This window comes from Polymorphospora sp. NPDC050346 (assembly GCF_040655695.1).
Classification (GTDB): Bacteria; Actinomycetota; Actinomycetes; order Mycobacteriales; family Micromonosporaceae; genus Polymorphospora; species Polymorphospora lycopeni.
The window spans coordinates 71,625-97,793 of the sequence record NZ_JBFAKM010000015.1; the positions used below are offsets into that span (position 1 = coordinate 71,625).

Annotated in this window: 14 protein-coding genes and 1 pseudogene; 11 read left to right on the forward strand and 4 right to left on the reverse strand. The window is 69.3% G+C overall.

Annotation, left to right across the window (positions count from 1 at the left end; translation table 11 throughout):
* Nucleotide 1 precedes the first annotated feature (1 nt).
* Nucleotides 2-10,375, forward strand: a complete 10,374-nt coding sequence (locus AB0I42_RS17660) for a DUF6531 domain-containing protein (protein WP_357538577.1) — start codon at nt 2-4, stop codon at nt 10,373-10,375.
* 45 nt (nt 10,376-10,420) lie between these two features.
* Here AB0I42_RS17660 and AB0I42_RS17665 read toward each other — a convergent pair.
* A pseudogene (locus AB0I42_RS17665) lies at nt 10,421-10,519 on the reverse strand (IS5/IS1182 family transposase); the annotation flags it as partial.
* Nucleotides 10,520-10,804: 285 nt separating this feature from the next.
* Here AB0I42_RS17665 and AB0I42_RS17670 point away from each other — a divergent pair.
* From AB0I42_RS17670 to AB0I42_RS17715, 10 genes are all read left to right on the forward strand, one after another.
* On the forward strand, nt 10,805-11,032 hold the full coding sequence (locus AB0I42_RS17670; protein ID WP_357538579.1) for an aroma-sacti cluster domain-containing protein: 228 nt from the start codon (nt 10,805-10,807) through the stop codon (nt 11,030-11,032).
* Nucleotides 11,033-11,097: 65 nt separating this feature from the next.
* The gene (locus AB0I42_RS17675; RefSeq protein ID WP_357538581.1) at nt 11,098-14,166 is read left to right on the forward strand and encodes an AAA family ATPase; all 3,069 of its coding nucleotides are present in this window, start codon (nt 11,098-11,100) and stop codon (nt 14,164-14,166) included.
* A complete protein-coding gene (locus tag AB0I42_RS17680; RefSeq protein WP_357538583.1) occupies nt 14,159-15,034 on the forward strand; it encodes a S8 family serine peptidase in 876 nt (291 codons plus the stop codon). Before AB0I42_RS17675 ends, AB0I42_RS17680 begins: the two co-directional genes overlap by 8 nt.
* Before the next feature lie 25 nt (nt 15,035-15,059).
* Nucleotides 15,060-15,656 (forward strand): GAF domain-containing protein, encoded by a 597-nt coding sequence (locus AB0I42_RS17685; protein WP_357538585.1) that lies wholly within the window; start codon nt 15,060-15,062, stop codon nt 15,654-15,656.
* A 147-nt stretch (nt 15,657-15,803) separates the two neighbouring features.
* Nucleotides 15,804-15,944, forward strand: coding sequence for a hypothetical protein (locus AB0I42_RS17690; RefSeq protein WP_357538587.1), 141 nt, complete (start codon nt 15,804-15,806; stop codon nt 15,942-15,944).
* Between the two features lie 169 nt (nt 15,945-16,113).
* A complete protein-coding gene (locus tag AB0I42_RS17695) occupies nt 16,114-16,254 on the forward strand; it encodes a hypothetical protein (protein WP_357538589.1) in 141 nt (46 codons plus the stop codon).
* A gap of 227 nt (nt 16,255-16,481) precedes the next feature.
* Nucleotides 16,482-17,534, forward strand: a complete 1,053-nt coding sequence (locus AB0I42_RS17700) for a radical SAM protein (protein ID WP_357538591.1) — start codon at nt 16,482-16,484, stop codon at nt 17,532-17,534.
* An 18-nt stretch (nt 17,535-17,552) separates the two neighbouring features.
* Nucleotides 17,553-19,655, forward strand: coding sequence for a prolyl oligopeptidase family serine peptidase (locus tag AB0I42_RS17705; protein ID WP_357538593.1), 2,103 nt, complete (start codon nt 17,553-17,555; stop codon nt 19,653-19,655).
* Nucleotides 19,652-20,842, forward strand: coding sequence for a hypothetical protein (locus tag AB0I42_RS17710; RefSeq protein ID WP_357538595.1), 1,191 nt, complete (start codon nt 19,652-19,654; stop codon nt 20,840-20,842). Before AB0I42_RS17705 ends, AB0I42_RS17710 begins: the two co-directional genes overlap by 4 nt.
* Nucleotides 20,842-22,134 (forward strand): MFS transporter, encoded by a 1,293-nt coding sequence (locus tag AB0I42_RS17715; RefSeq protein ID WP_357538597.1) that lies wholly within the window; start codon nt 20,842-20,844, stop codon nt 22,132-22,134. Before AB0I42_RS17710 ends, AB0I42_RS17715 begins: the two co-directional genes overlap by 1 nt.
* Here AB0I42_RS17715 and AB0I42_RS17720 read toward each other — a convergent pair.
* The 3 genes from AB0I42_RS17720 to AB0I42_RS17730 all read right to left on the reverse strand — a co-directional run bounded on the left by AB0I42_RS17720 (nt 22,019) and on the right by AB0I42_RS17730 (nt 25,851).
* Nucleotides 22,019-23,827: a BTAD domain-containing putative transcriptional regulator gene (locus tag AB0I42_RS17720; RefSeq protein WP_357538598.1), complete on the reverse strand. Its 1,809-nt coding sequence runs from the start codon at nt 23,825-23,827 to the stop codon at nt 22,019-22,021. The two genes, AB0I42_RS17715 and AB0I42_RS17720, sit on opposite strands and share 116 nt — an antisense overlap.
* Complete coding sequence (locus tag AB0I42_RS17725) at nt 23,824-24,942, reverse strand: hypothetical protein (protein ID WP_357538600.1); 1,119 nt, start codon at nt 24,940-24,942, stop codon at nt 23,824-23,826. The genes AB0I42_RS17720 and AB0I42_RS17725 overlap by 4 nt, the downstream gene beginning before the upstream one ends.
* Nucleotides 24,943-25,428: 486 nt before the next feature.
* Nucleotides 25,429-25,851 carry a hypothetical protein gene (locus tag AB0I42_RS17730; protein ID WP_357538602.1) on the reverse strand — a complete coding sequence of 141 codons (423 nt, stop codon included), beginning with the start codon at nt 25,849-25,851 and terminating at the stop codon, nt 25,429-25,431.
* Between the last annotated feature and the right edge of the window lie 318 nt (nt 25,852-26,169).

Below are 26,169 nucleotides of genomic sequence, written 5' to 3' on the forward strand. Positions count from 1 at the left end.
CATGGTCAGTTTCCACATTCCCAATGACCCCGAATGGCAGTGGGCGTACGACGCGATCCTCTACACGGTCGGTGAGAAGTTCCCGAAGGGCAATCCGCCGGAGCTGAAGGCGCTCAGCGTCGAACTCGACGCCTTCGCGCGGCACCTACTCAGCAACATCACGACGACCCAGTACCTCGGCTCCGGCCTGCTCGGCAACCTCGACGGTCCCGCCGCCGACGCGTTCGCCCAGTTCCACCGTACGATCACCGGTCCGGTGCCCCTGGGGTCGCACCGGGCAATGGTCGCGGGCAACATCGCCAACCAGGCCAACGAGCAGATCGACTACGGACAGGTCCAGATCGTCGTCGCGGCGTACGTGATCGTCCTCGACATCGCCCTGGCGTTGGCCTCCGGCTTCGGCATCGCGGTCGTCCCGGCGTTCCTCCGGTTCGGCCAGCAGCTCACCCAGTGGCTGCTCGACAAATTGGAAGGCCGGCTCCAGACGCTGATCGCCCAACTCGCGATCCAGGGCGCCGAGGAGGCCGTGGAGGAGGGCGCCGAGAACGTCGCCGCCCAAGCCATCGTGATCGCCAAGGACAACAAGAGCGACGGCTTCTCCCTCACGGACCTGGCGTGGTCCATGGCGGCCGGCGCCACCATCGGCCTCGTCGCCGGCGGTGTCCACATCATCGGTGGCAAGTTCTTCCCCAACCTGAGCAACACGGTGCACGGGCAGGCCGGGCTGGGGGGAGTCGGTGAAATCCTCGGCGAGCTCGCCTTCATGTCGATGATCGGTGCGGTCAACGATTTCAACGCGCTGGCCACCGGCGTCTCCTCCGCGGTCGGCACGTACGCCAGCCGTTACGCTCACGAACTCGGTGCGGCGCTCGGCGGCCCCAATGCGCACGCCCCCGACGCCAACAGCCTGAACGGCTCCGGTGGCAGCAAGGACCTGGCCGCCTCGGGCGACGGTCCCGGCGCTGGTGGGAGCCCCTCCGGCAAGGGCAACGGTCCCGGATCGGGAAATCCGAACCCCGACACCAGCAAGAATGTCCCGCCGCCGCCCTACGACGAGCCGCCCCCCTACGACGCGCCCCTGACCAAGGACGCGCCGCTCACCAAGGACGTACCCCCGACCACGGACGCGCCGCCGGCCCAGGGCGGCCCCGCGAATCACGACCGGCCGACCGGCGGCGGTACCCCGCTCGCCGGCACCCCCGGCGGGGCGGTGGCACCCGGTCCCCGACCTGACCCGCGACCGCCCGCCAACGGCGCCGTCCCCCCGGCCAGCCCTGGCGGATACGGCGCGGTCCCCCGGCCGGATGGCGGATCGCCACGGCCGCACGAGGTGACCGCCGTCCCGCCCGTCGTCCGTCCCGGGTCCGACGTGCCATCGCCGGGCAACGCCCACCCGCCGGGCGGTCTGTCCGGCCCCATCGGAACGCCCGCGACGGGTGACCCCACCGTGGTCAGCCCGCCCCCCACCGCGGCTCCACCCCCCACCGTGGTACCCCCCACCGTGGACGGGCAGCACGGGCTGCCTGGCTTCGACACCACGCCCGTCGGTATCCCCACCACCGGCGTCGTCGACCCCTCGGGGCCGCCGGCCCCGGTCGACCCGGCCAACCCGAACCCGGTCAGCCCGACCCCGGTCGACCCGGCGAACCCGGCCCCGGTGGGAGACCCGCAGCAGACCGACGGCCCGTCGACCGTCCCGGACCCCGTGACCGTCGACAACCAGCCGCCCCAGCACGTCCCGACGCCGGTGCCGGCTCCGGTCACCGGGAACGACGGCACCGTGGCGCCGCCGACCCCGCATCCCGGCACCGTGAGCCCGGCACCGCAGGCGCCCCCGACGCAGGCTCCCACCACGCAGGACCCCACGACCCAGCCGGTGGCCCCGGCCGCACCGACGCCGGTCGCCTCACCGGCCACCAGCCCGCAGGGAACGCCGCCGACCGGCACGACCTCGCCGAGCGCGCCGCCGAACGGACACCAGCCCGGCACCACCCCAGCCGGCACCACCCCAGCCGGCACCACCCCAGCCGGCACCACCCCAGCCGGCACCACCCCAGCCGGCATCACCCCATCAGCCACCACACCCGGCACCACGCCATCAGCCACCGCCCCACCCGCCACGGTGCCCGGGGCCCTGTCCCCGACTCCGGGTGCCACCCCGACCGCGACCACCGGAACGACCGGAGGCACGAACCCGCTACCGGCCACCACCACGACCGGGCCGGCGAGCACTCGTGCTGACGGCCCAGCGACGACCGGTCCGGCCCTGGGTGCCTCGGGCCGCCCGTCGCCCGTGCCGATGACCCCGTTGGACACCACGGTCGGCCCGGTCACCCCGGACCCGGTCGTGTCGCCGCTGACGCGGGACGAGATCAGTACGGCGGTCGACACCTTCGACGTTTCCCCACTGGACTCCCCGCCGACGACCGAGACTCCGCCCTGGGGCCGCCCGGTCACCCCCGATCCGTCCGCCACGGACCGGGCTCCAACCGTCACGGACCAGGCCCCAGCTGTCACGGAGGAAACGGCGGTCGTACCGGGCCCGACGGTCGGGAGTGTCCCGAGCGCCGCGGGCACGCACACTCCCCCACCGCCCGGCCCCACGCCGACCCGCGGCACCAACCCGGGCACCGCCACCACCGGACGACCCGCACCCGCGAGGTCGGTCCCGACGGACGTCTCGCCGGCCGGGCCGGTCACCACCGTCACGGAATCCCCGGTCACCGATCCCGACCCCGCGATCACCGACAACGAGGGCCGGGACGTCGCCATCCAGACCGCGACCACCGACGCGCCACCGGAGCGGACGACCGACCCGACCCCCGACCCGATCGGCCACGTGGCGGTGGTGACACCCGACCCGACCGAGGGGCGGGCGGTACCACCGTCGGGCGACCGGAACGGTCCTCGTTCGTCGCGGTTCGCTCCCGCGGTGCCGCCCTCCGGTCGGGCCCGGTCGCTGCGCAACGTGCCGCCTGCGGTCGTGGCGAAGTCGACCGCCGAGACGCCGTGCGTCGGCGACCCGATCGACGTGACGACCGGCCGGATGATCTACACCGAGACCGATGCCGCCCTGCCCGGTCTGCCCCTGTCGCGTACCCACCGTTCGGACTACCGCTTCGGCCGGTCCTTCGGCCCGAGCTGGGCGTCGACGCTGGACCAGAGTGTCGTCGCCGACGACCGGCACGCCTGGTTCCTGGACGCCGACGGTTCGATCCTCACCTACCCGCTGCCCGCCGAGGGCGAGGAGGCGCTGCCGCTGCTCGGCCGCCCCGTTCCGCTGCGCCGGCTGGTCGGCGGCGGCTGGTCGCTCGTGCGGCCCGACGCCCTGCTGCTGTTCGGCCCGGCCGGTGACGACGGCGCGGCGCTGCTCTCCGATGTCGCGACGGCCGCCGGGCGGTGGCACGTCGTCCGGGACGACGCCGGCACTCCGGTGCGGCTCAGGTCGTCGTCCGGGGACCGGGTGGAGCTGCGCACCCGGGACGGCCTGGTGACCGGTGCGCTCTTCGTGCCCGCCGACGGGGCCGAGGAGGCGGTCGAGCTGCCGGCGTTCGGGTACGACGACCGGCGCCGCCTGGTCGAGGTACGGAACTCGTCCGGTGACGCGGTACGGCTCGACTACGACGGGGACGGCCGGATCGTGCGGTGGGAGGACCGCAACGGCGAGTGGTACACGTACACGTACGACGCGGCGAGCCGGTGTGTGCTCACCGACGGCAACGGCGGCATCCTGCGGTACGCGTTCGAGTACGGCGACGGCGTCACCGTCGTGACGGACTCGCTCGGCGGCGTGCACCGGTACGAGCTGAACGACCGTCTCCAGGTCGTCGCGGAGACCGATCCCCTGGGCAACACCACGCGGACGGAGTGGGACGCGGCGTACCGGCTGCGGTCGCGGACCGACCCGCTCGGCCGGGTCACCCGGTTCACGTACGACGAGCGAGGGCGACCGGGCGCGACGATCCGCCCGGACGGTGGCCCCGGCACGACCGGGCAGGACGACGGGCGGACGGACCGCGTACCCGGAACGAAATTTGATCTTGATGGTCTGGGCCGGCCAAGGTCGGCGCGCTTGCCGGACGGCGCCGTCACCGAGTTCGGCTGGACCGCCGAGGGCGACCTGGCCTGGCACACCCGCCCGGACGGCTCCACACACGAATGGCATTACGACGGCGAAGGGAATCTGGTGGAGAGTATCGACGCCGAAGGGCGTTCCGTGCAGATCGAATATGGTTCGTTCGATCTACCCACAGCACGGACCGACGAGGAGGGCAACCGAACCGAGTTCGCCTACGACACGCAGCTGCGCCTGGTCGCGGTGACGAACCCGCAGGGCCGGGTCTGGCGGTACACCTACGACCCGGCCGGGCGTCTCGCCACGGAGACCGACTTCGACGGACGCACCCAGCACTACGGCTACGACGCGGCGGGGCAGCTGACCGCGCGCACGAACGCGGCCGGCGAGACCACCCACTACGCCTACGACGTGCTGGGTCGGGTGGTCGAGCGCCGGGTCGGCGACGTGGTCACGCGGCTGGAGTACGACGCCGACGGCCACCTCGCCGGGGTGGAGAGCCCGGACGCGGTGGTGCGGTTCGAGCGGGACACCCAGGGCCGGGTGGTCGCGGAGACGATCAACGGCCGCACCGTCCGTACCTCCTACACCGGTGACGGGGGGATGGCCCGGACCACACCGTCGGGCCGGTCCAGCCGGTGGAGCCTGGACGCGCAGGGCCAGCCGGTCATGCTCGTCACCGGCGGGCACGTGGTGCGGTTCGGGCACGACGCGGCCGGGCGGGAGATCAGCCGGACCGTCGACGACGTGCTGGCGCTGCGCCAGACGTTCGACGCGGCGGGCCGGTTGGCGGTGCAGCACATCGCCGACGCCGCCGTGCGGGGCTTCGACTACGACGCCACCGACCGGGTCGTCGCGATCGCGGACACGCTCGACGGCGACCGCGCGTTCCAGGCCGACGAGACCGGCCGGATCCACGCCGTGGTCGTCGACGGCACCGAGCGGGAACGGTACGACTACGACGCGGCCGGCAACCTCACCGGTGCCGGCGGGCGCTGGGAGTTCGCCGGCAGCATGCTCCTGCGCTCGGACGACGCGCGGTTCGAGTACGACGGGAAGGGGCGCCTGACCACCCGGGTCGACCCGGCGGGCACGTGGCGGTTCACCTGGGACGCCGAGGACCGGCTGGTGCAGGCTACCGCGCCGGACGGCGACCGCTGGCGCTACCGCTACGACGGCTTCGGCCGCCGGATCGCCAAGCAACGCCTGGCCGGCGACGACACGGTCCTGGACGAGGTGCAGTTCGCCTGGTCCGGCGACCTCATGGTCGAGCAGACCGACGCCACCGGCACCGTCTCGTGGGACTACTGGCCCGACGGGTCCGCGCCGGTCACCCAGACCAACGGTGACGACGGGCTGCACACCGTCATCACCGACGCCATCGGCACCCCCACCCACCTGGTCGAGCCCGGTGGCCACCTGCGCTGGTGGTCGCGGGGTGACCTGTGGGGCCGGACCAGCGACCCGGTCGGCACCCCGCTGCGCTTCCCGGGCCAGTACCACGACACGGAGACCGGCCTGCACTACAACCGGTTCCGCTACTACGATCCGGCGACCGCCCGCTACCTCAGCCCCGACCCACTCGGCCTGGCCGGCGGGCCCAACCCGACCGCGTACGTCGACGATCCGCTCACCATCTGCGACCCCCTCGGCCTGACCCCCAAGTGCAAGGGAGGCAGCGGGAGCAGCCGGTCGTCCGAGAGTTCGCACCGTTCCCACCGGTCGAGCCGTTCGCGCCGGTCCGGCCACTCGCAGGGTGAGCCGAGCAACCTGCCACCGCAGGCAGCCCCGCCGACCACGGAGGACCTGGTCGGCGGGCCGCAGTCCGAACTGGACGCCGCCTTCGACCCCCCGGTCAGCGATGACGACCACGTACGGCAGCACTCGCTCAGCCAGCTCTCGTCGGACAGCTCCTCCCACGACGACGTCCAGCAGAACCTCCCGCCGGTGGCCGCGGACCCGCCTGTCGACTTCGAGAAGACCCGGGCGGACTGGGAAAGTATCGAGTACCGCTTCTCCCGCTACGAGACTCTGTGGAACGACCCGGACGTGCAGAGGGCCTACAACGGCTTCAAGGAGCAGATGAACTTCGAGCTCGACCTGAAGAACCGAAATCTCGCCAACGACGAGATCAACGCTCGGGTCATCCAGAAGTTCGGCGCCGACAGGGTCGGACCTTTCGCGCAGATCATGGCGGACAAGCACGCCTTCTCCGTCCCGGCCCTGGAGTGGTACCAGAACCAGCACCACCCTGACTTCGACGTATTCCTTGCGCAGAGGGTGGAGGATTACCGGTCGAATCTCGCCCTCTGGGGCAAGATCGGCCCGGCGGTCGCCGAGCGGATCACCCGGGAGGAAGGCAAGCGAATGCTCGAAGCGACCCCCGGCGGGGTCATCTTCGACAACAAGATGCTGGGCACCAAAAACTTCTTCGATTACCCGCCCGGCTACAACCGCATGTGGGAGCTCTTCTCCCACCACCTGGTGGACCGCACCACCGGAACAGTCGACGCGCATGTGTACCGCGGAGTGATGAAACCGAGCGTCCTGTACGACACCGAAGCGCCGACTCTCTTCAACAGCCCGAACATCGACGCCCTGCGGGTCGTCGCCTGGGACTTCGTCCCCGGGAAAAAGCAGCTCAAGAGGGTGGGAGAATACGTCGTCCACTCCCAGGGATCCCTGGACAGCAAGGTTCCGATCCTTGAGGCCAGAAAGGTCTCGCAATCGTTCAAGGATCACCAGCAGAAACTCTACGAACAGCTCGTCTACCGTCGGGAGAACTACAACCGGGAAGGGCTGCAGAACTCTCTCGACGATTATCCGCCGGCCGAGCGGAGAGACAGCAACTACATCTTCGTCCTGTCGGACGCCTCCCAGGACGAGCCCGTGGAGAGCCCGGAAGCCATCACCCGACGATGGTCCGAACTGCAGAACAACCCGACCGCCGACAACCCGCTGGCCCGGGTGGACCAGATGCTGGCCTTGATCCAGTACGCGCAGGACAACGATCCGCCGGGCAGTGAATCCCCGGTCGCCGAGCTCATGGACGCGTTCTCCACCATGAGCGTGGACCCGGCCGGCAGCCGGTCCGGCTCGACCGACAGCATTCCCGTGCCCATGACGCGGCACAACACCGCATACGACCCGGCCGACGCCGAGTTCGGCCCGCTTCCGGAGAACCCGGATCCGAGTCCGCGCGGATCCGACTACTCGCCCACGCTGGACGCCGTACCGGAGGACACCGGTCCCGTCACGGACTGGAACGATCCGAACTGGACCAACTTCGACTTCCCCCCGGCCACCGGCGAGCGCCGCGATTCCGACATGGGGCCGACCGATCGCAGGTCCACCGGATCGTCACGCAGAAGATCCAGCAAGCATTCCAGCAAACCGTCCAGCTCCCACAGCAACTCCTCCAAGTCCAAGTCCCGCAGCAGCTCCTCGAACTCCAGCGACTCGTACCGCACCGCCCCGATGTACCCGGACCAGACGTACACGGACCAGCCGTACGCGGACCCGGACGTCCCCGGCGACGCTTACTACGACAACAGCCAGTCCGCTGTCTACAGCCCGGACGTGCTGATCGACCCCAACGTGCTGATGGAGCATTACGCGGGGCCGTCGTTCAGGGGCACGTCACCGGCCTCGTCGGCGAAGAGCACCGACGAGACCTACTGCGAAGCCGACCCGATCGACGTGACCACCGGTCGCATGATCCTCACCGAGACCGACGCCACGCTGCCGGGTCTCCCGCTGATCCGCACCTACCGCTCCGACTACCGCTGGGGCCGGTCGTTCGGCCCGGCCTGGGCCTCGCCCCTGGACCAGCGGATCATCATCGACGGCGAGCAGGTGCGGTACCTGGCCTCGGACGGGTCCATCCTGACCTACCCGTTGGTCGCCGAGGGTGCGACGGCGTTGCCGACGCTCGGGCGGGCATTGCCGCTTCGCCGGCTGGTCGGCGGCGGCTGGCTGCTCACCGACCCGGCGTCCGGCCAGGCGTGGGTGTTCGCCCCGGCGAGCCGCGGGGAGTCGCTGCTCAGCGACATGACCGACGGCGGCCTCCGGTGGGCGATCACTCGCGACGACGAAGGCACCGTCACGGCACTGCGCTCCTCGGCGGGCGCGACGATCGAGTTCACCTCCTCCGAGGGCCTGGTGACCGCGGTGCGGCTGCCGGAGCACGACGGGACCCTGGTGGAGGCGGCCCGGTTCGGCTACGACCAGGACCGCCAGCTGGTCGAGGTGGTCAACTCCTCGGGCGACCCGGAGCGCTTCCGGTACGCCGACGGACGGATCGTGCGCTGGGACGACCGGAACGGGGAGTGGTACACCTACACCTATGACGAGGCCGGACGCTGCGTCGGCACCGACGGCCGGGACGGCTTCCTGCGCTACCGGTTCGAGTACTCGGACGGCCTGACGGTCGTCACCGACTCGCTCGGCGCGGTCCGCAGGTACGAGCTCAACGACCGCCTCCAGGTGGTGGCGGAGACCGACGCCCTCGGCGCGACGACCCGGAACGAGTGGGACGACGCCTACCGGCTGCTGTCCCGGACCGACCCGCTGGGCCGGACCACGCGCTACGAATACGACGCCGACGGGCGGCCGACCGTGGTCACCCGGCCCGACGGCAGCAGCTCCACGACCACCTACGACGAGCTGGGCCGGGCCACCTCGTGGACGGACTTCGACGGCTCGACCGGCAGCCGGGAGTTCGACACCGACGGCCGGGTGCTCGCCGAGATCGACGCCAGCGGCGAGGTCGTACGCTTCGACCGGCCCGTCGAGGGCGGCCGGGGAACGGCCATCCAGGTCGGTCCGGAGGTCGTCGTGCGCAACGCGGTACGGCAGATCACGTCGATCACCACCGGCGAGGGCGACACCCGCTACGAGTACGACCGCCTCGGCCGGATCGTCAAGATCGAAACCGGGCAGGGCATCACCAACGTCGGTTGGACGCTGGAGGGTGACCTGGCCTGGCGGGAGAACCCGGACGGCGTCATCGAGGAGTTCGGCTACGACGGCGAGGGCAACCTGGTCGAGACCCTCGACGCCACCGGCCGCCGCACGTACCTCGAGTACGGCGCGTTCGACCTGGTGACGGCCCGGATCGACGACGAGGACAACCGCACCGAGTACGCGTACGACACCGAGCTGCGGCTGACCGGCATCACCGACCCGCAGGGCCGGACGTGGCAGTACACGTACGACCCGAACGGCCGGTTGGTCGAGGAGACCGACTTCGACGGCCGCACCCAGCGGTACGCGTACGACGCCGCGGGGCAGCTCGTCGAGCACACCGACGCGGCCGGCGAGGTCACCCACTTCAGCTACGACGTGCTGGGCCGGGTGGTCGAACGCCGCACCGGCACGGCCGTGACGCGGCTGACGTACGACCCGGCGGGCCGCATCGTCGCGGCCGACGACGCCGACTCGCAGATCCGGTTGGAGCGCGACGCGCTCGGCCGGGTGGTCGCCGAGACGGTGAACGGACAGACGGTCTCCAGTGGGTACCGTGACCAGTCCGAGGCGGTGACCGCGCGGACCCGCCCGTCCGGGGCGGTGACGCAGTGGTCGTACGACGAGTCGGGTCGGCCGGCGCTCCTGGTGGCCGGCGGGCAGCGTCTCCGGTTCGCCTACGAGGACGGGCGTGAGGTGAGCCGCGCCTGGGAGGCGGGGCTGACGATCGACCGGCCGGCCAACCTCACGGCGGCACCGGACGAGCAGACCGGTGAGCCGGGTGACGTCCGGTACACACTGGACGCCCTGGGTCGGCCGGCCACCCGTTCGGGCGAAGCCGGTGACTGGCACCTGACCTGGGACAACCGGGACCGGCTGGCCACGGTCACCACGCCCGACGGCGACCGCTGGCAGTACCGGTACGACGCGTTCGGCCGACGGATCGCCAAGCAGCGCCAGGGCACCGACGGCGCGGTGCTGGAGGAGACGCAGTTCGTGTGGTCCGGTGACCTGCTCGTCGAGCAGCACCACCGGGACGGCACCGGCCGGGTCACCACGACGGCGTGGGAGTACCACCCGGCGCTGGCGTACCCGGTCGCCCAGGTGACCGACGGCACGGTGCACGCCGTGGTGACCGGCGACGCCGGCACCCCGCCGGTGTTGGTCGGCACAGACGGCAGCCGGCCGGACGAGCCGGCGGCCACGCCGCTGCGGCTCGGCGGCCGGTACCTGGACGCGGAGACCGGGCTGCAGTACGACGGGTCGCGCTACTACGACCCGGCCACGGCCTGCTTCCTGTCCGAGTCGCGGACGACCCCGGCGCCGCTGGGCTGACCCCTGTGCCTGCCCCGCTCACCTTCGGGTGAGCGGGGCAGGCACGGCGTGGAGGTCGTCGGCGCCGCCGGCGAGCAAGTGGACTGCCTCACGTAGGCAGCGCCACACGGTAGTGACCGACACCTCAAAGCCCGCTGTGAGGCGGGTGAGGGTAGCGACGATATGCAGGACGTGGCTCAGGCCAACGGCGCGGCGGCCGGTAGGAGGTCGTCGAGGTGTCTGATGGGCGGGTACGTGCGGTGAGTCAGGGCAGCCGCGTGTTTCAGATGGCTCAATCCCGTATCGGGGCGGAAAGGCCCGGTCGTGCCCTGTCTGGGGCCAACCTGACGGGGCATGTCGCCGCTATACCGCCAGGCAACCGGCGGTCACTAGCTTGAGTCCGAGCCTGATCGGCCTACAGCCGTTGCCCAGCACGACGAGGAGTGGACCATGAGCGGCAGCCAGCAGCATGACGTTGACCCCTCGCCGGAATCAGCTGAAGCCCTTGCCATCCTGCGGGCGGCGGGACACCCTGTCGACCTGCTCAGCACAGGGCAGCAGCAGGTGTTCGCCTCGCTCACCCGCCCAGAGGTGGAGCTGTTGAACTCCATCAAGCGTCGGTTGGACGCGGTGGCTGACGATGTCGTGGCACACGAACACGAGGTCAAGATCCTGTGAGCAGTCGGGAGGGTCCACGTGTGTGGCACACGGGTCCAATCGCGGCGTGGGGCTAGCTGAGGATCATGAACGCCCGGAGTGCGCGCCCCGCGCGCCGTAACGTGGTCGTACTCTTCGTCGACCTGGTCGGATCGACGGAGCTCGCCGAGCGGCTGGATCCGGAGCTTCTGCGGCAGGTGCTGGACCGGTACTACAGCGCCTGCACGGCCGGAGTACTGGAGCATGGTGGCGTCGTGGAGAAGTACATCGGCGATGCGATCATGGCTGTGTTCGGCGTTCCGGTCAGTCGTGAAGACGACGCGTTGAGAGCGATTCGCGCAGCTCATTCGGCGCTGGCCGCGGTGCACACGCTGGGGGCCGAGCTCGCTCCCACGCACGGGATCCATCTTGACGCCCACTGTGGGATCGCCTCGGGCGAGGCGATGGTCGTCGACATGCCGGGGTCGGGGTTGCGAGTCATTGGCGATACCGTGAACACGGCCGCCCGCCTGCAGGGCGCCGCGAAGAGCGGCGAGATTCTCCTGGGCGACGATGCGGCACGCCTGGCACGCTCCCACATCCGGGTGGAGGAGGTACCGCCGCTCAGCCTCAAGGGCAAGGCGAAACCGGTGAGGGCATGGCGACTGCTATCGCTCGAGGCGACCGACCAACATCAGGACGACGACGTGCCGCTGATCGGTCGCTCCGATGAGCTCGCGCAGCTCGCGCACGCGTACCAGCGAGTGGTGCGTGACCGACAGTGTGGCCTCGTGACTCTCCTCGGCGAGCCGGGTATCGGGAAGTCCCGGCTGGTACGGGAGTTTCTGCGTACCTTGCCGGAACACGCCACCGTGCTCGCCGGACAGTGCCCGTCCTACGGCGCCGGCGCTACCTTTCGTCCGATCGCGGAAGCGCTCCAATCCCTCCGTGGCTCCTGGACCGGTGTCGCCGCGCAGCTCGACGCCATGAGCCTACGGGCTCTGCAGGGTCTCACCGCGCCGGGAGACGGCCCGTCCACCGAGCTTCACGTCGAGGAAACCGCGCGGTCGATCCGGTCACTGATCGAGGTTCTCGGCCAGCAGAGCCCGACGGTGGTGGTGCTGGACAACCTGCACTGGGCCGAGCCCACGCTGCTCGAGCTGATCGAGGACACGACGGCCTGGCTCGCCGACGTGTCGGTGCTCTTCATCTGCGTCGCCCGCCCGGAACTTCTCGACATCCGGCCAAACTGGGGCGGTGGGATGTCGTGTGCGTTCACGGTGGAAGTCCCCCGGTTGGGCCAGGAGCAGATGACATGCCTGGTCGCCGAGCTGGCAGCGAGTCGATCGGCCGATGCCGAGGTTGTCGCCCAGAGCGCGGATACGGCGTACCTGTCGGTGGTGCGGGGCTCGGATGGCAATCCACTCTTCGCTGAGCTCATGTTCGAGGTCATGGTCGAGGAAGGGGCGGACGCGCCACCTCCTCCCACGATCCAGGCGCTGCTCGCGGCGCGCCTGGATCGGCTCGGTGACGCAGAGCGTGAAGTGCTGGAGAGAGCCGCGACAATCGGGCAGACGTTCACGACCGAGGAACTCGCGGTGCTCTGGTCGGGCGACGATGTCGCGGATCTTGCGATCGATGTGCCGATGCGTCAGCTTCTGCGGCAGCGCCTCATTCGCCGTGGGTCGTACCCGAGTTCGTTCCAGTTCGCTCAGACGCTGGCCCGCGAGACCGTTTACACGATGACCCGCAAGGAGCTGCGTGGCGCATGGCATCTCCAGCTGGCGGACTGGCTCGCCGGTCAGGCACACACCGGCCAGCGCGACCCGGACGAGATCGAGACCGGGCAGCCGCGTCACGGCGAGATCGCCCACCACCTGGAGGCAGCTTGTCGGATCACGCACGAGATCCATCCGGGTGATCCTGACCTTCCGTCGCTTACCGTCCGCGCCGCACGCGCCCTCATCTCCGACGGTGGGCAAGCGCTGTACCGCAAGGATCTGTCTGCCGCGATCGCGTTGCTGGAGCGTGGGCGTGAGCTGTTGCCACGAGGGGATTCTGGGCATCGGAGGCTGGCGCTGCACATCTGCGACGCCGCGTTCGCCCACAGCGATCGCGACCGCACGTACGCTGCCCTCGACATCGCTGAGGAGTTGTTGCCGGGAGATCGGCGGTGCGCGCTCACCTGCGCCATTCAGCGCGACATCCTGGCGATCCGGTTCGGCACCGGCCGTCCGGCACTGGCCTCGCTTCGCAATGTGCTCGCCGAGTACCCGGACGACGATCTGAGCTGGTGCCGGTTCCATCAACTCGACGCGATGGTCCTGCTGGCGCAGGACCAGATCGGCGCGGCCGCGATCGCTCTGCGGGAGGCATTGGGGCGGTCCCGATCCCTCGGCGATCGATACGAGGAGGACCGGTTGCTCGGTGGGCTCTGTGAGCTGGCGCAGTGGTCGCCCATGCCCGTTCGGGAGGGCCTGGAGCTGTGCGCCAGCCTGTTGGCCCGCTTTGCCGGTGACCGGGCCATCCTCGTGCCGGTGTTGGTGACCCAGGCGCGGCTGCTGGGCCTCACGGGCGACATTCCCGGTGCCCGGGAGGTACTCGACACCGCCGAGCGGTACGCGACTGATCTGCACCTCGGTCTCGCGTCGATCGCGGTCACCCAGGTGAGGGGCCTGGTGGAGTCGCTGGCCGGCCAGCACGCGGTGGCGGCGACACTGTTCGAGCGCGCTGCCGCCATGTCACGATCGGCAGGACAGCCGGCGCCGGCGCGGGCCCTGGACTGCTACGCGCTACGCGAGCTGCTGCGACACGGCGACGTTCGCGCGGCGGCCGACGGTCTGGAGCGGCTGGACGCCGACGGCCGGTCGCCGCTACGGGGTGAGCTGCTGACCACCGTATTGCGGGCCCTCGTCACGTCAGCCAGCGGACACCACATCGAGGCCGTCGCCCTCGCCACCCGAACAGCGGAGCGACTCAGGAGCACCGATGATCTCTGTCTGCGGGGCGATGTGCTGATCGATGTCGCCAACGTCTACCACGCTGCCGGGCGGACGGTCGACGCCACCGATGCCGCTATCGAGGCGAAGCGGTGCTACACCGCGAAAGGAGCGGACCTGCTCTCCGGGCGTGCCCGGGCCTGGCTCGCCACCTTCGGGGAGGAAACCGGTGAGTGAACCGTCATGGCGCCAGGATCGTCGCCGGCACTTTCCGGGGGTGCCCGCTTGGGGGCTGAACACGGCCCATGAAGAACCCGAGGCTGTCGGCCTCGCCTCGCTGACGATCGACCGGCACTGGGCGTGGGGCGGTGCGGACGGGTCGGGCGTACGTGTATGCGTGATCGACACCGGTGTGGATGGCACGCACCCACGTGTGGGCGGACTCGACCGGTCGCTGGTCGTCACCACGTCCTCCCGCGGCGAGCAGATGGTGGTCGACTGCGAGCCTGTCGACACCGCCGGTCACGGCACCGCCTGCGCGAGCGTGATCCGTTCTGTGGCGCCAGGCGTGACGCTCTCCTCGGTGCGAGTGCTCACCAACGGCAAGACCGGCACCGGTAGTGCGCTCCTCAGCGGGCTCAGGTGGGCGATAGACGAGGGCTACGACCTCGTCAACCTCAGTCTGTCCACGACGAAGGCCGAGTTCCAGCTGGTGCTCCGCGAGCTCTCCGACCGCGCGTACTTCCGGCGTTCGCTGTTGATCGCCTCGGCGCACAACATGCCGGTGCAGAGTTTCCCATGGACGTTCGCCTCCGTCATCTCGGTGGCCAGTCATGACCGGCCCGATCCGTTGACGTTCTACGTCAACCCCGCGCCGCCGGCGGAGTTCTACGCGCGCGGCGTCAAGGTGCCGGTCGCCTGGTCGGGAGGCAGAGAGATCCGCAGCACCGGAAACAGCTTTGCCGCTCCGCACATCACGGGGATCTGCGCGCTCATCCTGAGCAAGCATCCGTCGCTGCCCCCGTTTCTCGTCAAGTCGATCCTCTGTCTGACCGCTAGCAACGCCACCGCATCCGACGCAGGAGGCGCTCGTGTCGATATCTGATCCACGGTCCTACGACAGCGTCGAGATGACCGAACGCCGGCTTCTCCAGTCCATCGTGGAGGTGGCTCGTCAGGTCTTCGGGGCGGCCGCCGCCTCGATCTTCTTTGTCGACCCTGACACGGGCGAGCTGGTCTTCGAGGCGGTGGCGGGCGAAGGGGAACACCACCTCCTGGGCGCCCGCTTCCCGGCGGGCACCGGCGTGGCCGGCTGGGTTGCCGCGAGCGGCCAGCCGATGATCATCGATGATGTCTCCGGGCTTGCCCAGTTCGCCGAGGACGCCGCGGAGTCCACGGGCTACGTGCCGCGCAGCATCATGGCCGCACCCCTGATCCGGTACGAGGAGTGCATCGGCGTGCTGGAGGTGCTGGACCCTACCGCCTCCCGGCGCAGCGAGCTTGCCGACGTCGACCTGCTGGCGCTGCTCGGCACACAGGGCGCCTGTGGCCTGGAGTTGCTGCTGCGGCTACGGCGCGCCACCGGCGCGCAGCCTCAACCCGCCGACGCCCATCTGCTGTTGCAGCGCATCGCCTCCTGGCTCCCTGTCGGGGCGCGGACCGCCGACACGCCCGCGTTGAAGCTGCTGACCGTGGTCGACGAGTTGATCAGCGGCAGGCCGGCGTAGCCGGGGACAAGGGTCCGAACTCGGTCCGGGCGGTGGCCTGTGGCGCAAGAGTGCCCGCCTTGGCGACAGTGAACTCACGCCATGCCACCACCAAACCGCCTCTTCCTAGCGTGGGTAGCAACCCGGCAGAGAGGGAGCCTGCGAGCCATGACCACCAACGAGGACGACGAGTTCCAGCCTGAACTTCCCGACCCCAGCGACGACACCGCCGAGGCGGAGGTCGTCGCTCACTGCTACGAGCAGACCGAGGACATCCCGGGCTGCCCTCTGTTCATGGAGGTTCAGTAACTCGGGTAGGGAGGTCAGGCGTGGCGAGGGCGAGGGGCAGATGCAGATCCTGACGGAGGCCATGGCGGGGAGCTGCCCGCCATGGCGACAGTGAACTCATACCATACCGCCACCAAACCGTCTCGACTTAGCGTAGGTGACAACCCAGCAGAAAAGGAGCCTGCGAGCCATGACCACCAACGAGGACGACAAGACCCGGCCCGACCTCCCCGAGCCCAGCGACGACACCGCCGAGGTCGATGTCATCGCCCACTCCGACGAGCAGTCCGAGGATCCCCCGAGCTGCTACGGGGTCCACGTCGAACACTAGTGACGAGACGAGCAGTCCAGCGTCTCCCGGCCCCCGACGCGGGGTCGGGAGGGCAGGTCCGATGTAGCGCACAACTGGAGGATCGGATGACCGCTCGACAAGGTGGCGGGGCAGGGCCACAGCCACGTCTTTTGAAGGGCTCGCACGGCTGGTGGTTTCTGGGTCCGGCCGGAACCGCCCGTCTGAAGGACCACCATGTCACCCCGAGCGGTGAACTACGTCCCGCCGTGGAGGCCCACCTGCGAGGACAGGGCCTGTTCGACGCTCGCGCGTACCGTTCCTATGCGTTGACCGTCCTGACAAGCACCCACTGCAACCTGGGCTGCGCCTACTGCTTCCAGAACATCGAGCTCGACCCGACCGGAGGAAGCAGGCCTCGGCGAATCGGCTATACGCGACTCACCTCCGACACGATTACCTCCGTCCTCGACTTCACGGGTCGACGGATGGCCGAGGCGCACCTGGACCAGCTCGTGATCACTCTGATGGGCGGTGAACCGCTGCTCAATCCGGAGGGCTGCCGGGAGCTGCTGGCGCGGGCATCCGCGTACGGACTGCGGTCGGCCAGCATGATCTCCAACGGCGTCCTCCTCACGACCGCGCAGGCGACGGCGTTGGCCGACCTCGGGCTTGGTGCCATTCAGGTCACCCTCGACGGCGATCGGGATGATCACGATCGGATCCGATCCAGGCGATCCGATGGCGGCGGCACGTTCGACGTGATCGTCGACAACGTAGCCGCAGCGATGAGAGCTACCTCGATCGGATTCACGATCCGCGTCAACGTGTCGCACCACAACGCTGCTGGCATGCCGACGCTGGTGGAGCGGCTCGCCGAGGCCCTTGATCCGCCTCGCTGCACGCTCTACTTCGCACTGGTCGGTGACGTGGGCATCGGGTATCGCAACGGCCTGTTCGCTTCGGCGGAACCCGCGCAGCAGTTCACGCAGTGGTACCGGCGCGCACTCGATCTCGGATTCGAGGTTCCGCGTCCTCGCGCACGCGTACCGTGCCCGGCGTGCTCGTTCGAGAACGGACGGTACGGCGCGGTGGTGAGCGCCGACGGGACTCTCTCCAGTTGCTGGGACACCGCAGGTAAGCCCGAATGGGCGGTCGGCACGCTGCGCGACGGCTACCTGCCGCCCGAGCTGACGAAGGACAAATGGGTCTCCTGCGACGATCTGAACGACTACGGGGGTGACCCGTCCGCGTTCGCAAGCCTGCGCGACACGGTCGACGCATGGCTTCTGGACCAGCTCACGACGGCCGGGCGGCTCTAGAGATTGGCGGACCCTGCGATGCACTCGGTACGCTCCCCGTACCTGGTGGCGGAGCGGCTCACCTGGACAGAAGACCATCACGGTCACCGGGTCGCCGATCCCTATCGGTGGCTGGAGGATCCCGACGACGAGCGGACCACCGCGTGGATGGCTGCGCAGGAGCGACTGTTCGTCGACGAGCGAGCGCGCTGGCACGGTACTGACGACTGGCGCGCGGCGCTGACGGATTCGTTCCGGACAATCATGACCTCGCCGCCACAGCCCCGGGGCGCCCGGACCTTCTTCACGCGTCGGGAAGCGGGAGCCGAGCACCCGACGCTACTGGTGTCCGAGGGCGGCGTGGACCGCCCGCTGGTGAACCCAATGCTGTCCGACCCGAGCGGACGGACGGTGCTGGAGGCGTGGCATCCGTCGGCCGAGGGTGACCTGCTCGCGTTCCAGCTTTCCACCGGAGGTGTCGAGGATTCGCTGCTCAGGACGCTCGACGTCACGTCCGGGACGGTGGTGGACGGTCCCGTCGACCGGGTACGGCGGTCCCCCGTCGCGTGGCTACCGACGGGGAAGGCGTACTACTACGTGCGCCGGTTGCCGCCCGAGCTCAATCCGGGCGAGGAGCGTTACCACCGGCGGGTCTACCTGCACCGGGTGGGATCGGATCCGGCCGAGGATGTCCTGATCTTCGGCGAAGGTCGCCACAAGACCGAGTTCTACTGGGTCACCGTGACCGCGGACGGCCGATGGTTGACCGTCTCGGCGACGCGAGGCACCGAACGGACCACCGAGTTGTGGCTCGCCGACCTGCACACAAGTTCGGCGGAGCGGCCGGACCTCGTACCGGTGAAGACCGAGGCGCCGGCCCGGACGAGCTTCCGGATCTGTCCGGGGACGTCTCCCGAAGATCCGATCTGGCTTCGTACGGACCTGGCCGCCCCGCGCGGCCGGGTCGCCGTCACCACTGCCGGCGCCTGCACGTCGGGACAGTGGCGGACGTTGATAGCCGAGCGCCCGGAGGCGGTACTCGACGACGTTGCGGTACTGCTGGGTGAAGAGCTCGAGAGTCCACTCGCCGTGGTCGTCTGGAACCGCAATTCGACCTCGGAGATCACCGTTCACGACCTGACGGACGGCCGGCAGGTGGCGACGGTGCCGTTGCCCGGGAGCGGCACGGTCGGCCGACTCGTGCAACGCTCCGAGCGAGATCACGAGGTCTGGTTCAGCTATTCCGACTTCGTGACCGCACCGTGCGTGCTGCGCTACGACGGGCGTACCGGACACGTGATCCCCCTGTCTGGCCGGTCCTCGACGGAAGCGCCCACGGTCGAGACGCGTCAGGTCACGTACACGTCCCACGACGGGACCTCGGTGCGGATGTTCATCCTTTCGCCCGGTGGCGTCCCGGATCGGCCACGCCCGACGATCTTGACGGGCTACGGCGGTTTCGGGATCTCGATGACGCCCACCTACCGGCCGGATGCGCTGGCCTGGATCCGGGCCGGGGGTGTGTGGGCCGTAGCCTGCCTGCGCGGTGGCGGGGAAGACGGCGAGCAGTGGCATCGCGCCGGCATGAGACTCAACAAGCAGAAGGTCTTCGACGACTTCGACGCGGCGATCGACTACCTGATCGCGCACGGGTGGACGGGCCCCGATCAACTCGGGATCGTCGGAGAGTCGAACGGTGGGCTGCTGGTCGGCACGGCCCTCACCCAGCACCCGGGCAAGATCGCGGCGGCCGTGACCATCGCCGCCCTGTTCGACATGATCGGCTACGAGCGCTCCGGGATGGGACCGAGTTGGCGTGCCGAGTACGGAAGCGTGGACGACCCCGTGGACTTCCGTAACCTCCTGGCGTACTCGCCGTACCACCGGGTCCGCGACAGCGTCGCGTATCCTGCGGTGCTGCTGGCGGTCCAAGCGGGCGACACCCGGGTGGATCCGTGCCATTCGCGGAAGATGTGCGCCGCGCTTCAGCATGCCACCAGCGGGACGGCGCCGGTGCTGCTGCGGGTGGAGCGGGACGTGGGCCACGGGCGCGCGGCGCTGTCGCGGATAGTGGCGGTGTTCGCCGACAAGCTGGCCTTCCTAGCCCACCACCTCGGGCTCAGCCCGACCGGACTGCGATGAATGTCCTGCTCTGCACCTTGAGCGATCCAGGCTATCTGTACCCGGCAATCGCCGTGGGACGGGAACTGCGCAGGCGAGGCAACCGGGTGTCGGTGCTCTGCCGATCCCGGTCGATGTCGGCTGTTCACGAGGCCGGGCTGACGGCGCTGCCGGCGGAGCAGTACGGCGAGAACCACGCCTTCTCCGTCGGGTGGTGGCCGGTCCAGGGCCCTGCCCAGTACGCGGCCGTGCTGAGTGCCGCTCGCGAGATCCGGGCGGACGTCCTGCTCACCTCGGTTCTCTGCAACGGGGCCCTGCTCGCCGCCGAGACCCTCGACGTGCCGATCGTAGTGCTCGGACTCGCCGCACATCTGTGGCCGTACCGGTCAGGAGGGGCCGGCGAGCCGGAATCCGTTGTAGGTCGGCAGTGGCGACTGCGCGAGACCCTGCGCTTCTACCATCAGGCGCGCGAACAGGTCGGCCTACCGCGCCGACGGGACCGCGTGCCGTACCAGCCCCTGATCGGATCCGGTCTGTTGCTGCGAGGTGACCCCGCCCTGGAATATCCGGGAGCGACCCTGCCGGAGGGCGTGCACCACGTGGGGCCCTGCCCATGGGAGCCCCAGGCTGACCCGGACGCGATCGAACAGGTGGCCGCACGGGTGGCGCGGGTGGGCAAGCCTGTGGTGTACGTCCACCTGGGCCGGACGTTCGGTGCCGACAGCCTGTGGCCGCGCCTGAACGCCATGTTCACCGATGGCCCGTTCCAGGCGATCGTCGAACGAGGGCGCTCGGGTCCGGCGTGCCTCGATGCCGGAGCGGATCTGGTCGTGGTGCGCAAGCCGTGGATGGGCCCGCTGATCGACATGTCCGAGGTGGTGCTGACGTCCGGCACCTCGTCGCCGGTGTTGGCTGCGGCCAGCCGGGGCAAGCCGATGGTGGTCGCGCCCGCGGGATCGGAGCAGCCGCTGTTGGCGGAGGCATGCCGGAGGGCGGGCATCGCCGTCCCACTCACCGCCGGCACCGGCGGTGCCGATGCGCTGGTGTGTGCTCGCGACCACGAAACGATGAGGGCGCGCGTCCGGTCACTCGGTGCTCGGCTCAACGGCACGGCCGGCGCGGCGGCCGTGGCGGCCTTCGTGACGTCCGCGTCGAGGAACCCGAATCCCTCTCCGGCTGTCCCCGTCAGCAGTGCACGGAGGTCGTGATGAGTGCGGTACCCCTGCGTCGCAACTTCCGGTTCCAGGTGTTGTGGATCGGCGGCGCGACCTCGACCTTGGGGTCGAGTCTCACCTGGTTGGCGTTTCCCCTGCTGATACTGGCCGTGACCGGCTCACCCGCCCTGGCCGGTCTGGCAGCCACCTGCCGGATGGGCGCCAAGATCATCATGAGCCTTCCGGCCGGAGTCTTCGTGGACCGGCTGGACCGTCGCCGAATCCTGCTCACGAGCGAGGCGATTCGCTGCCTGTCCATGGCCACGCTCGCCATCGCCATCCTCGCGGACGAGGCCCGGCTGTCGCACATCATCGCAGTCGCCGTGATCAACGGTGCCGCGGATGCCTTCTTCGGTCCGGCGCACGCGACGGCAATTCGCGCCGTGGTGCCGGCAGAGCAGTTGCCGGTGGCGTACGCGCAGGAAGAGTCACGCCTGCATGCCGCCTCGCTGGCCGGCCCACCGCTGGGTGGGCTGCTGTTCAATCTCGGGCGAGTTTTTCCGTTCCTGGTCGACGCCGTGACCTACGCCGTCTCGATGGTCTGCATCGTGCTCGCTGACGTGCCGCGCCACCCGGCAACGGTCCACCCACCAAAACGCTCCAAGGTGCACCGGGACATCGCGGAAGCGGGCAGATGGCTGTGGCGGCAGCGGGGTATCCGGGCCGCGCTGTCGATGTCGCTCGCCGCCAACCTTGTCGCGAACTCGCTCCTCATCCCCGTGGTCGTGGTGGTCGGCGACCGGGGCGGCGACTCGACCACGACCGGCGTCGTCCTCGCGGGGTTGGGTATCGGTGGACTGTTCGGCGCGATGATGTCGGCCAGGATCGGCCGGATGCTACCGGCCGGGAAGCTGATGCTGGCGGTGGTGACGTTCTTCGCGGTCGCCGTCTGCCTGGTCACCTTGCCGTTCGGCAGGTACTGGCCCGTCGTACCGCTCGCCTTGGCGATGGTCGCGGTGCCGGCGATCAATGTGGTGCTACAGGTGATCGTCGCCACCACCGTGCCGGACGACATGATGGGCCGGCTCGTGTCGCTGCTGGGCGTGGTCAGCATGGGACTCGCGCCGCTCGGACCGGTGCTCGGTGGCGGCCTCGCCCAGTACACCGGCGGGGTGAGCGCGCTCCTTCTCCTCGGGGTCGTGCTGCTGGCCGCCTGCGCTCTGGCCGCGCTCAGTCCTGCCCTCCGCGCGCTCGCCGTGCCGCCAGCGACACCGCGAACGCACGAGTCAGCGGCGACAGTGCATAGCACACCGAGTGAGCCGTCACCTCAGCCTCAACGACAGTAACCAGGTTGGACTCGGCCGCCAGCTCGATGATCCGCTCGGCGGCCTCGACGTCGTCGTCCAGTGCCGCAAGGAGTTCTTCCTGGCTGAACTGCTCACCGCCGAGGGCCCCGAAAATGCGTAAGGTGTCCCGGTGAGCCGGTGACAGGTCCTCGTACCACTGCTCATAACGCTGTCTGAACGACACATCCCCGGCGACCAGCTCGTCGATCGGGCTCGCGGCCGAATCGAGACGGGCCGCGATGGCGGCAAGGGACATGTGCCGGAGCCCGGCGAATCTCCCGCCGAGGACACGCAGCGGGAGGGGCAGCCGACCACACCGTCGCAGGATCGTTCTCACGGCGACCGGATCGCCCAGTACCGCATCAACGCCGAAGAGTATCCCCAGAAAGCGGATTGCCTCGGGCTCGGTCAGCTCGCCGAGACGGATGCGAGCGACCGATTCCAGCCCGCTCAGGCGGCTTCTGCTGGTCACCAGGACCTTGCTGCCCGCAGCGCCAGGCAGGAGCGCGCGAACGCTCGCCTCGCTCGGTGCGTCGTCGATAAGGAGCAGTACGCGGCGGTCTGCCAACCACGACCGCCACAGCAACGCCGTGGCCGCATCCCCCTGAACCCCAGGGACCATCGCACCCGCTGCCTCGAGTATCTCCCGCTGAACTGCGGCTACGCTCCTCGTCTCATTGCCGCAGCGGAAGCTCGCCATCAGGATCCCGTCCTGGAACGCGGCCGACAGTTGATGTCCCGCGCGGACAGCGAGAGTTGTCTTTCCCGTTCCCGGCTCACCGGTGACGAGCGTAATCGCAGCGTTCTCCCCCACGATCCGGCGAAGCTCCATCTCCCGTCCGACGAAGTCCGAGACGTCCCAGGGCAGATGGTTGGCTGGCCGCCCCGCCGCTGCCGCTTGACCCCCGGCACGCTGCCGTCCACGACCTGTCGCCGCCAGTGACCCCGATTCCCCGAGGATCTCCCGGTACAGACTCCTGAGCGCCGGGCTCGGGTCGACGCCCAGATCGGTAGCCAGTCGTCGGCGAAGCTCCTCGTACTGTGACAGCGCTTCCGACAGGCGGCCGCAGTGGGCCAGGGCCGTCATCCTGGCACCGACGATGCGCTGCCGGGTCGGGTGGTGCAGCACCAGCTCATCCAGTCCCCGCAAGGCGGCCGCTGGGCGCCCCTGCCCGATCTCCAACTCGGCCCAGTCTTCATATATCGACAGGTAGAGCTCGTTGAGCCGCCGCACCGGCTCCTCGATGATCGGCGCGTCCGCGAACTCGACAAGCGGTTGCCCCTGCCACAGCCGGACTGCTCTGCCCAGCATCGCCGACGCCCCGTCGATGTCGCCTTCGCGGATCGCCTTGCGTCCCGTGCTGGCCAGCCTACGCAGGGTCAGCGCGTCGAGCTCCTCTTCACCCGCGTGGAAGCTGTACCCCCAGCCATCGAACGTGATCCGGTCTCCGACCTTCTTCCGCAACTCCGAAAGGTAGACCTGCAGGTTCTTCCGCGCGGTACGGGGCGGTGCCGTGCTCCACAGCGCGTCGATCAATCGCGGCGACGGTACGGTGCTGTTCGCACGACACAGCAGCACCGCCAGGAGCAGCCGTTGCTTTGCCGCGCCGATACGTACCGGCGCGCCATCGATCTGTACGGCGAGTGGACCAAGTATCGAGCAGTGCAGACGAGGTGAAGGCAGCCCTGTCACCGTTCCCCCCGCATGAGTAGGAAGTCGACGAGTTCCACCGCGGGCGGCTGTGGCGCACCGCCGAGGGCCTGCTGGTAGAGCGTGCGGACCATGGCTGCCGCCGCGTCCGTGATGTGGGACACGCCCGCTGCCGACTCGAACCAGCGCCAGTCGCCATGCGGGTTGACCTCGAGAAAGAAGGCGGCCTCGTCCGCAGTCAGAATGTCGAATGCGCCGTAGGTCAGGGACCACGCGTCCGCCAGCACTCGCACGGCCTCGGCGACGTCCGCAGGCGCCGCGGTGGGGGTCACGGTTACTGCCGACGGATCACGCCACGGCGCATCGGGTGAGTCCTTGACCACCTCGAATGTGTGGATGTCGCCGTACAGATAGTAGATTCGCAGCTCTCGATCATGATCGATGTATTCCTGCGCTATCACCGGGAGATCGAGGGGCGCCAGGGAGGCGAGATCACTTCGACGAACGATCTCGGGAAGGGCGTACACGAGTAGGCCCGGCTCAATCTCAACGAAGTGCTCACCCACTGCCTTGACGACGATCCGCTCGCTGGACAAGCTGGTCGCGGCGGACTCCAGGTCGGTCGTGACCATCGTCCGCGGAGTGAGCAGCCCGGCTCTCGCCGCGTCGGTCAGCTGTTCCAGCCGTCCCAAAGCGCCGCCGCCGGGAAGGTTGACCGGCGCGGACGCAGTCAGCTCGTGCACCATCGCGCACCACGAGTCGGCGCGGAACATCGCCGCACCGGGATGTCGGAGGCGTGGGATTCCGCGAGACGTGAAGTGACGGATCCACGCGACGACCGGAGCAATACGGCAACCGTTTACCACGAGTAAACCGTCGTCAGCCCCGGCGGTGACGCTCATTTCCACGATGGACCTGGTATCCAGGTACATGCTCGGTACGCCGAGTTGGCTGAGCTGTCGCTGAAGGACCCTGAACTCGCCAAGACCTGCACTGTCCGCGAGGACCACGCACGGCAGGGCATCGCCAGCTGCGCCTGCCCGGGGCAGGAGCCAAGACGACCGCTCCGCCGGCTGCAGATCGACCCTGGTCGTGGCCCCGATAACCTGATCCACCAGGGCACGGCGACCCTGCCGTCGTCCGATCTCGTCGGCCATGGCCACATCCTTTGCCGTGGCGCCGCTGCGACGACAGCCCGGTCGCCTTGATTTTCGTGGTTGAACCCTCGCGCATTCCATTGCTCAGGCGCAGTTCCGAAGGCGGCCCTGCAATTCCGGACGATGGACATGACCACTTATCGAAGCCGTGTCCTAGCAGGCAAGAGTCGGCCGGCACGAACCTTGTCGCTATCGATCCGTTCCCGAATTCTGGCGCAACGGAACCTATCGAGTCAAGCGATATGCATCTATGGACATTAGGGTGTGCTGGTGGCTGGGTGCGCGTTGGTCAGGATCCTGAAGAGTTGCCGGCAGATGTAGCGCTTGAGGTTACGCATGACCTCGCGTTTGGTGCGGCCTTCGGCGGTGCAGCCTAGAACACCGCCCCCGGCCACCCCTTGCCACACAGGGGTGCCAGATTCGGGCACTCGATCCCCATGAACTTGCCCATACTGGCATCGGTGCCCTGGTTTGGGAGGCGGTTGTCTAAAAGGGTGTTTCCCAGAGAAGCATGCGCATATGGGATTGGCCGAGCATCCGGGGGAGGTCAACCTGGTGGTCTGTGGCCGTCAGTTTCTGATCGAGCGGTAGAGGGGCCGAAACGGGTGGCCGGTGCAGGAGAAGGCCGGTCGCGGCCCTGAGAGCGTCGAGGTTGCTGCCGCCCGCGTCAGGACCGAGGTCGAACACCGCCAGGGCCCTGCCCAGGATCGCGGAAGCACGCGCATGAGGCGCGTCGTCGGCCCACCATTCGATCGTGACCACGGCCCCAGGAAGCCAGCGCATGGCCTCGCGGAGCAGTTCGGCGTGCTCGGACACCGGGCCTGGCAAGAGCCGGTCCAGCACGGAAACCGAGGCGTAGAGGTTGGCCAATGCCCGCTGCCGGGACGTGACCGGGGCGGTGACCAGCAAGCAAGCCGTATCACCGGCGGAAGCCGTGCCGACAGGGACGCTACGGAGATCATGGGGCCGGAACATCGCCAGCCACAGCAACGGCGTGACATCGGTCGCGCCGGCGAGGATCGTTCTTCTGCTTCGAAGTCGGCGTAGTGCTGCGACGGGTAGACGCCCTCGTACGGGCTGACGCACAGGTACGCCTCCCGACTCACGCTCCGAACGCTACCGGGCGCCCGGTCCCATGCGGCCCATGACCCGACCCCGAGCGGTCGCGCCCGGCGTTGTCAGACCCTCGCGCCAGGCGGCACACACTCACCTCGAGCCGGCTTGACT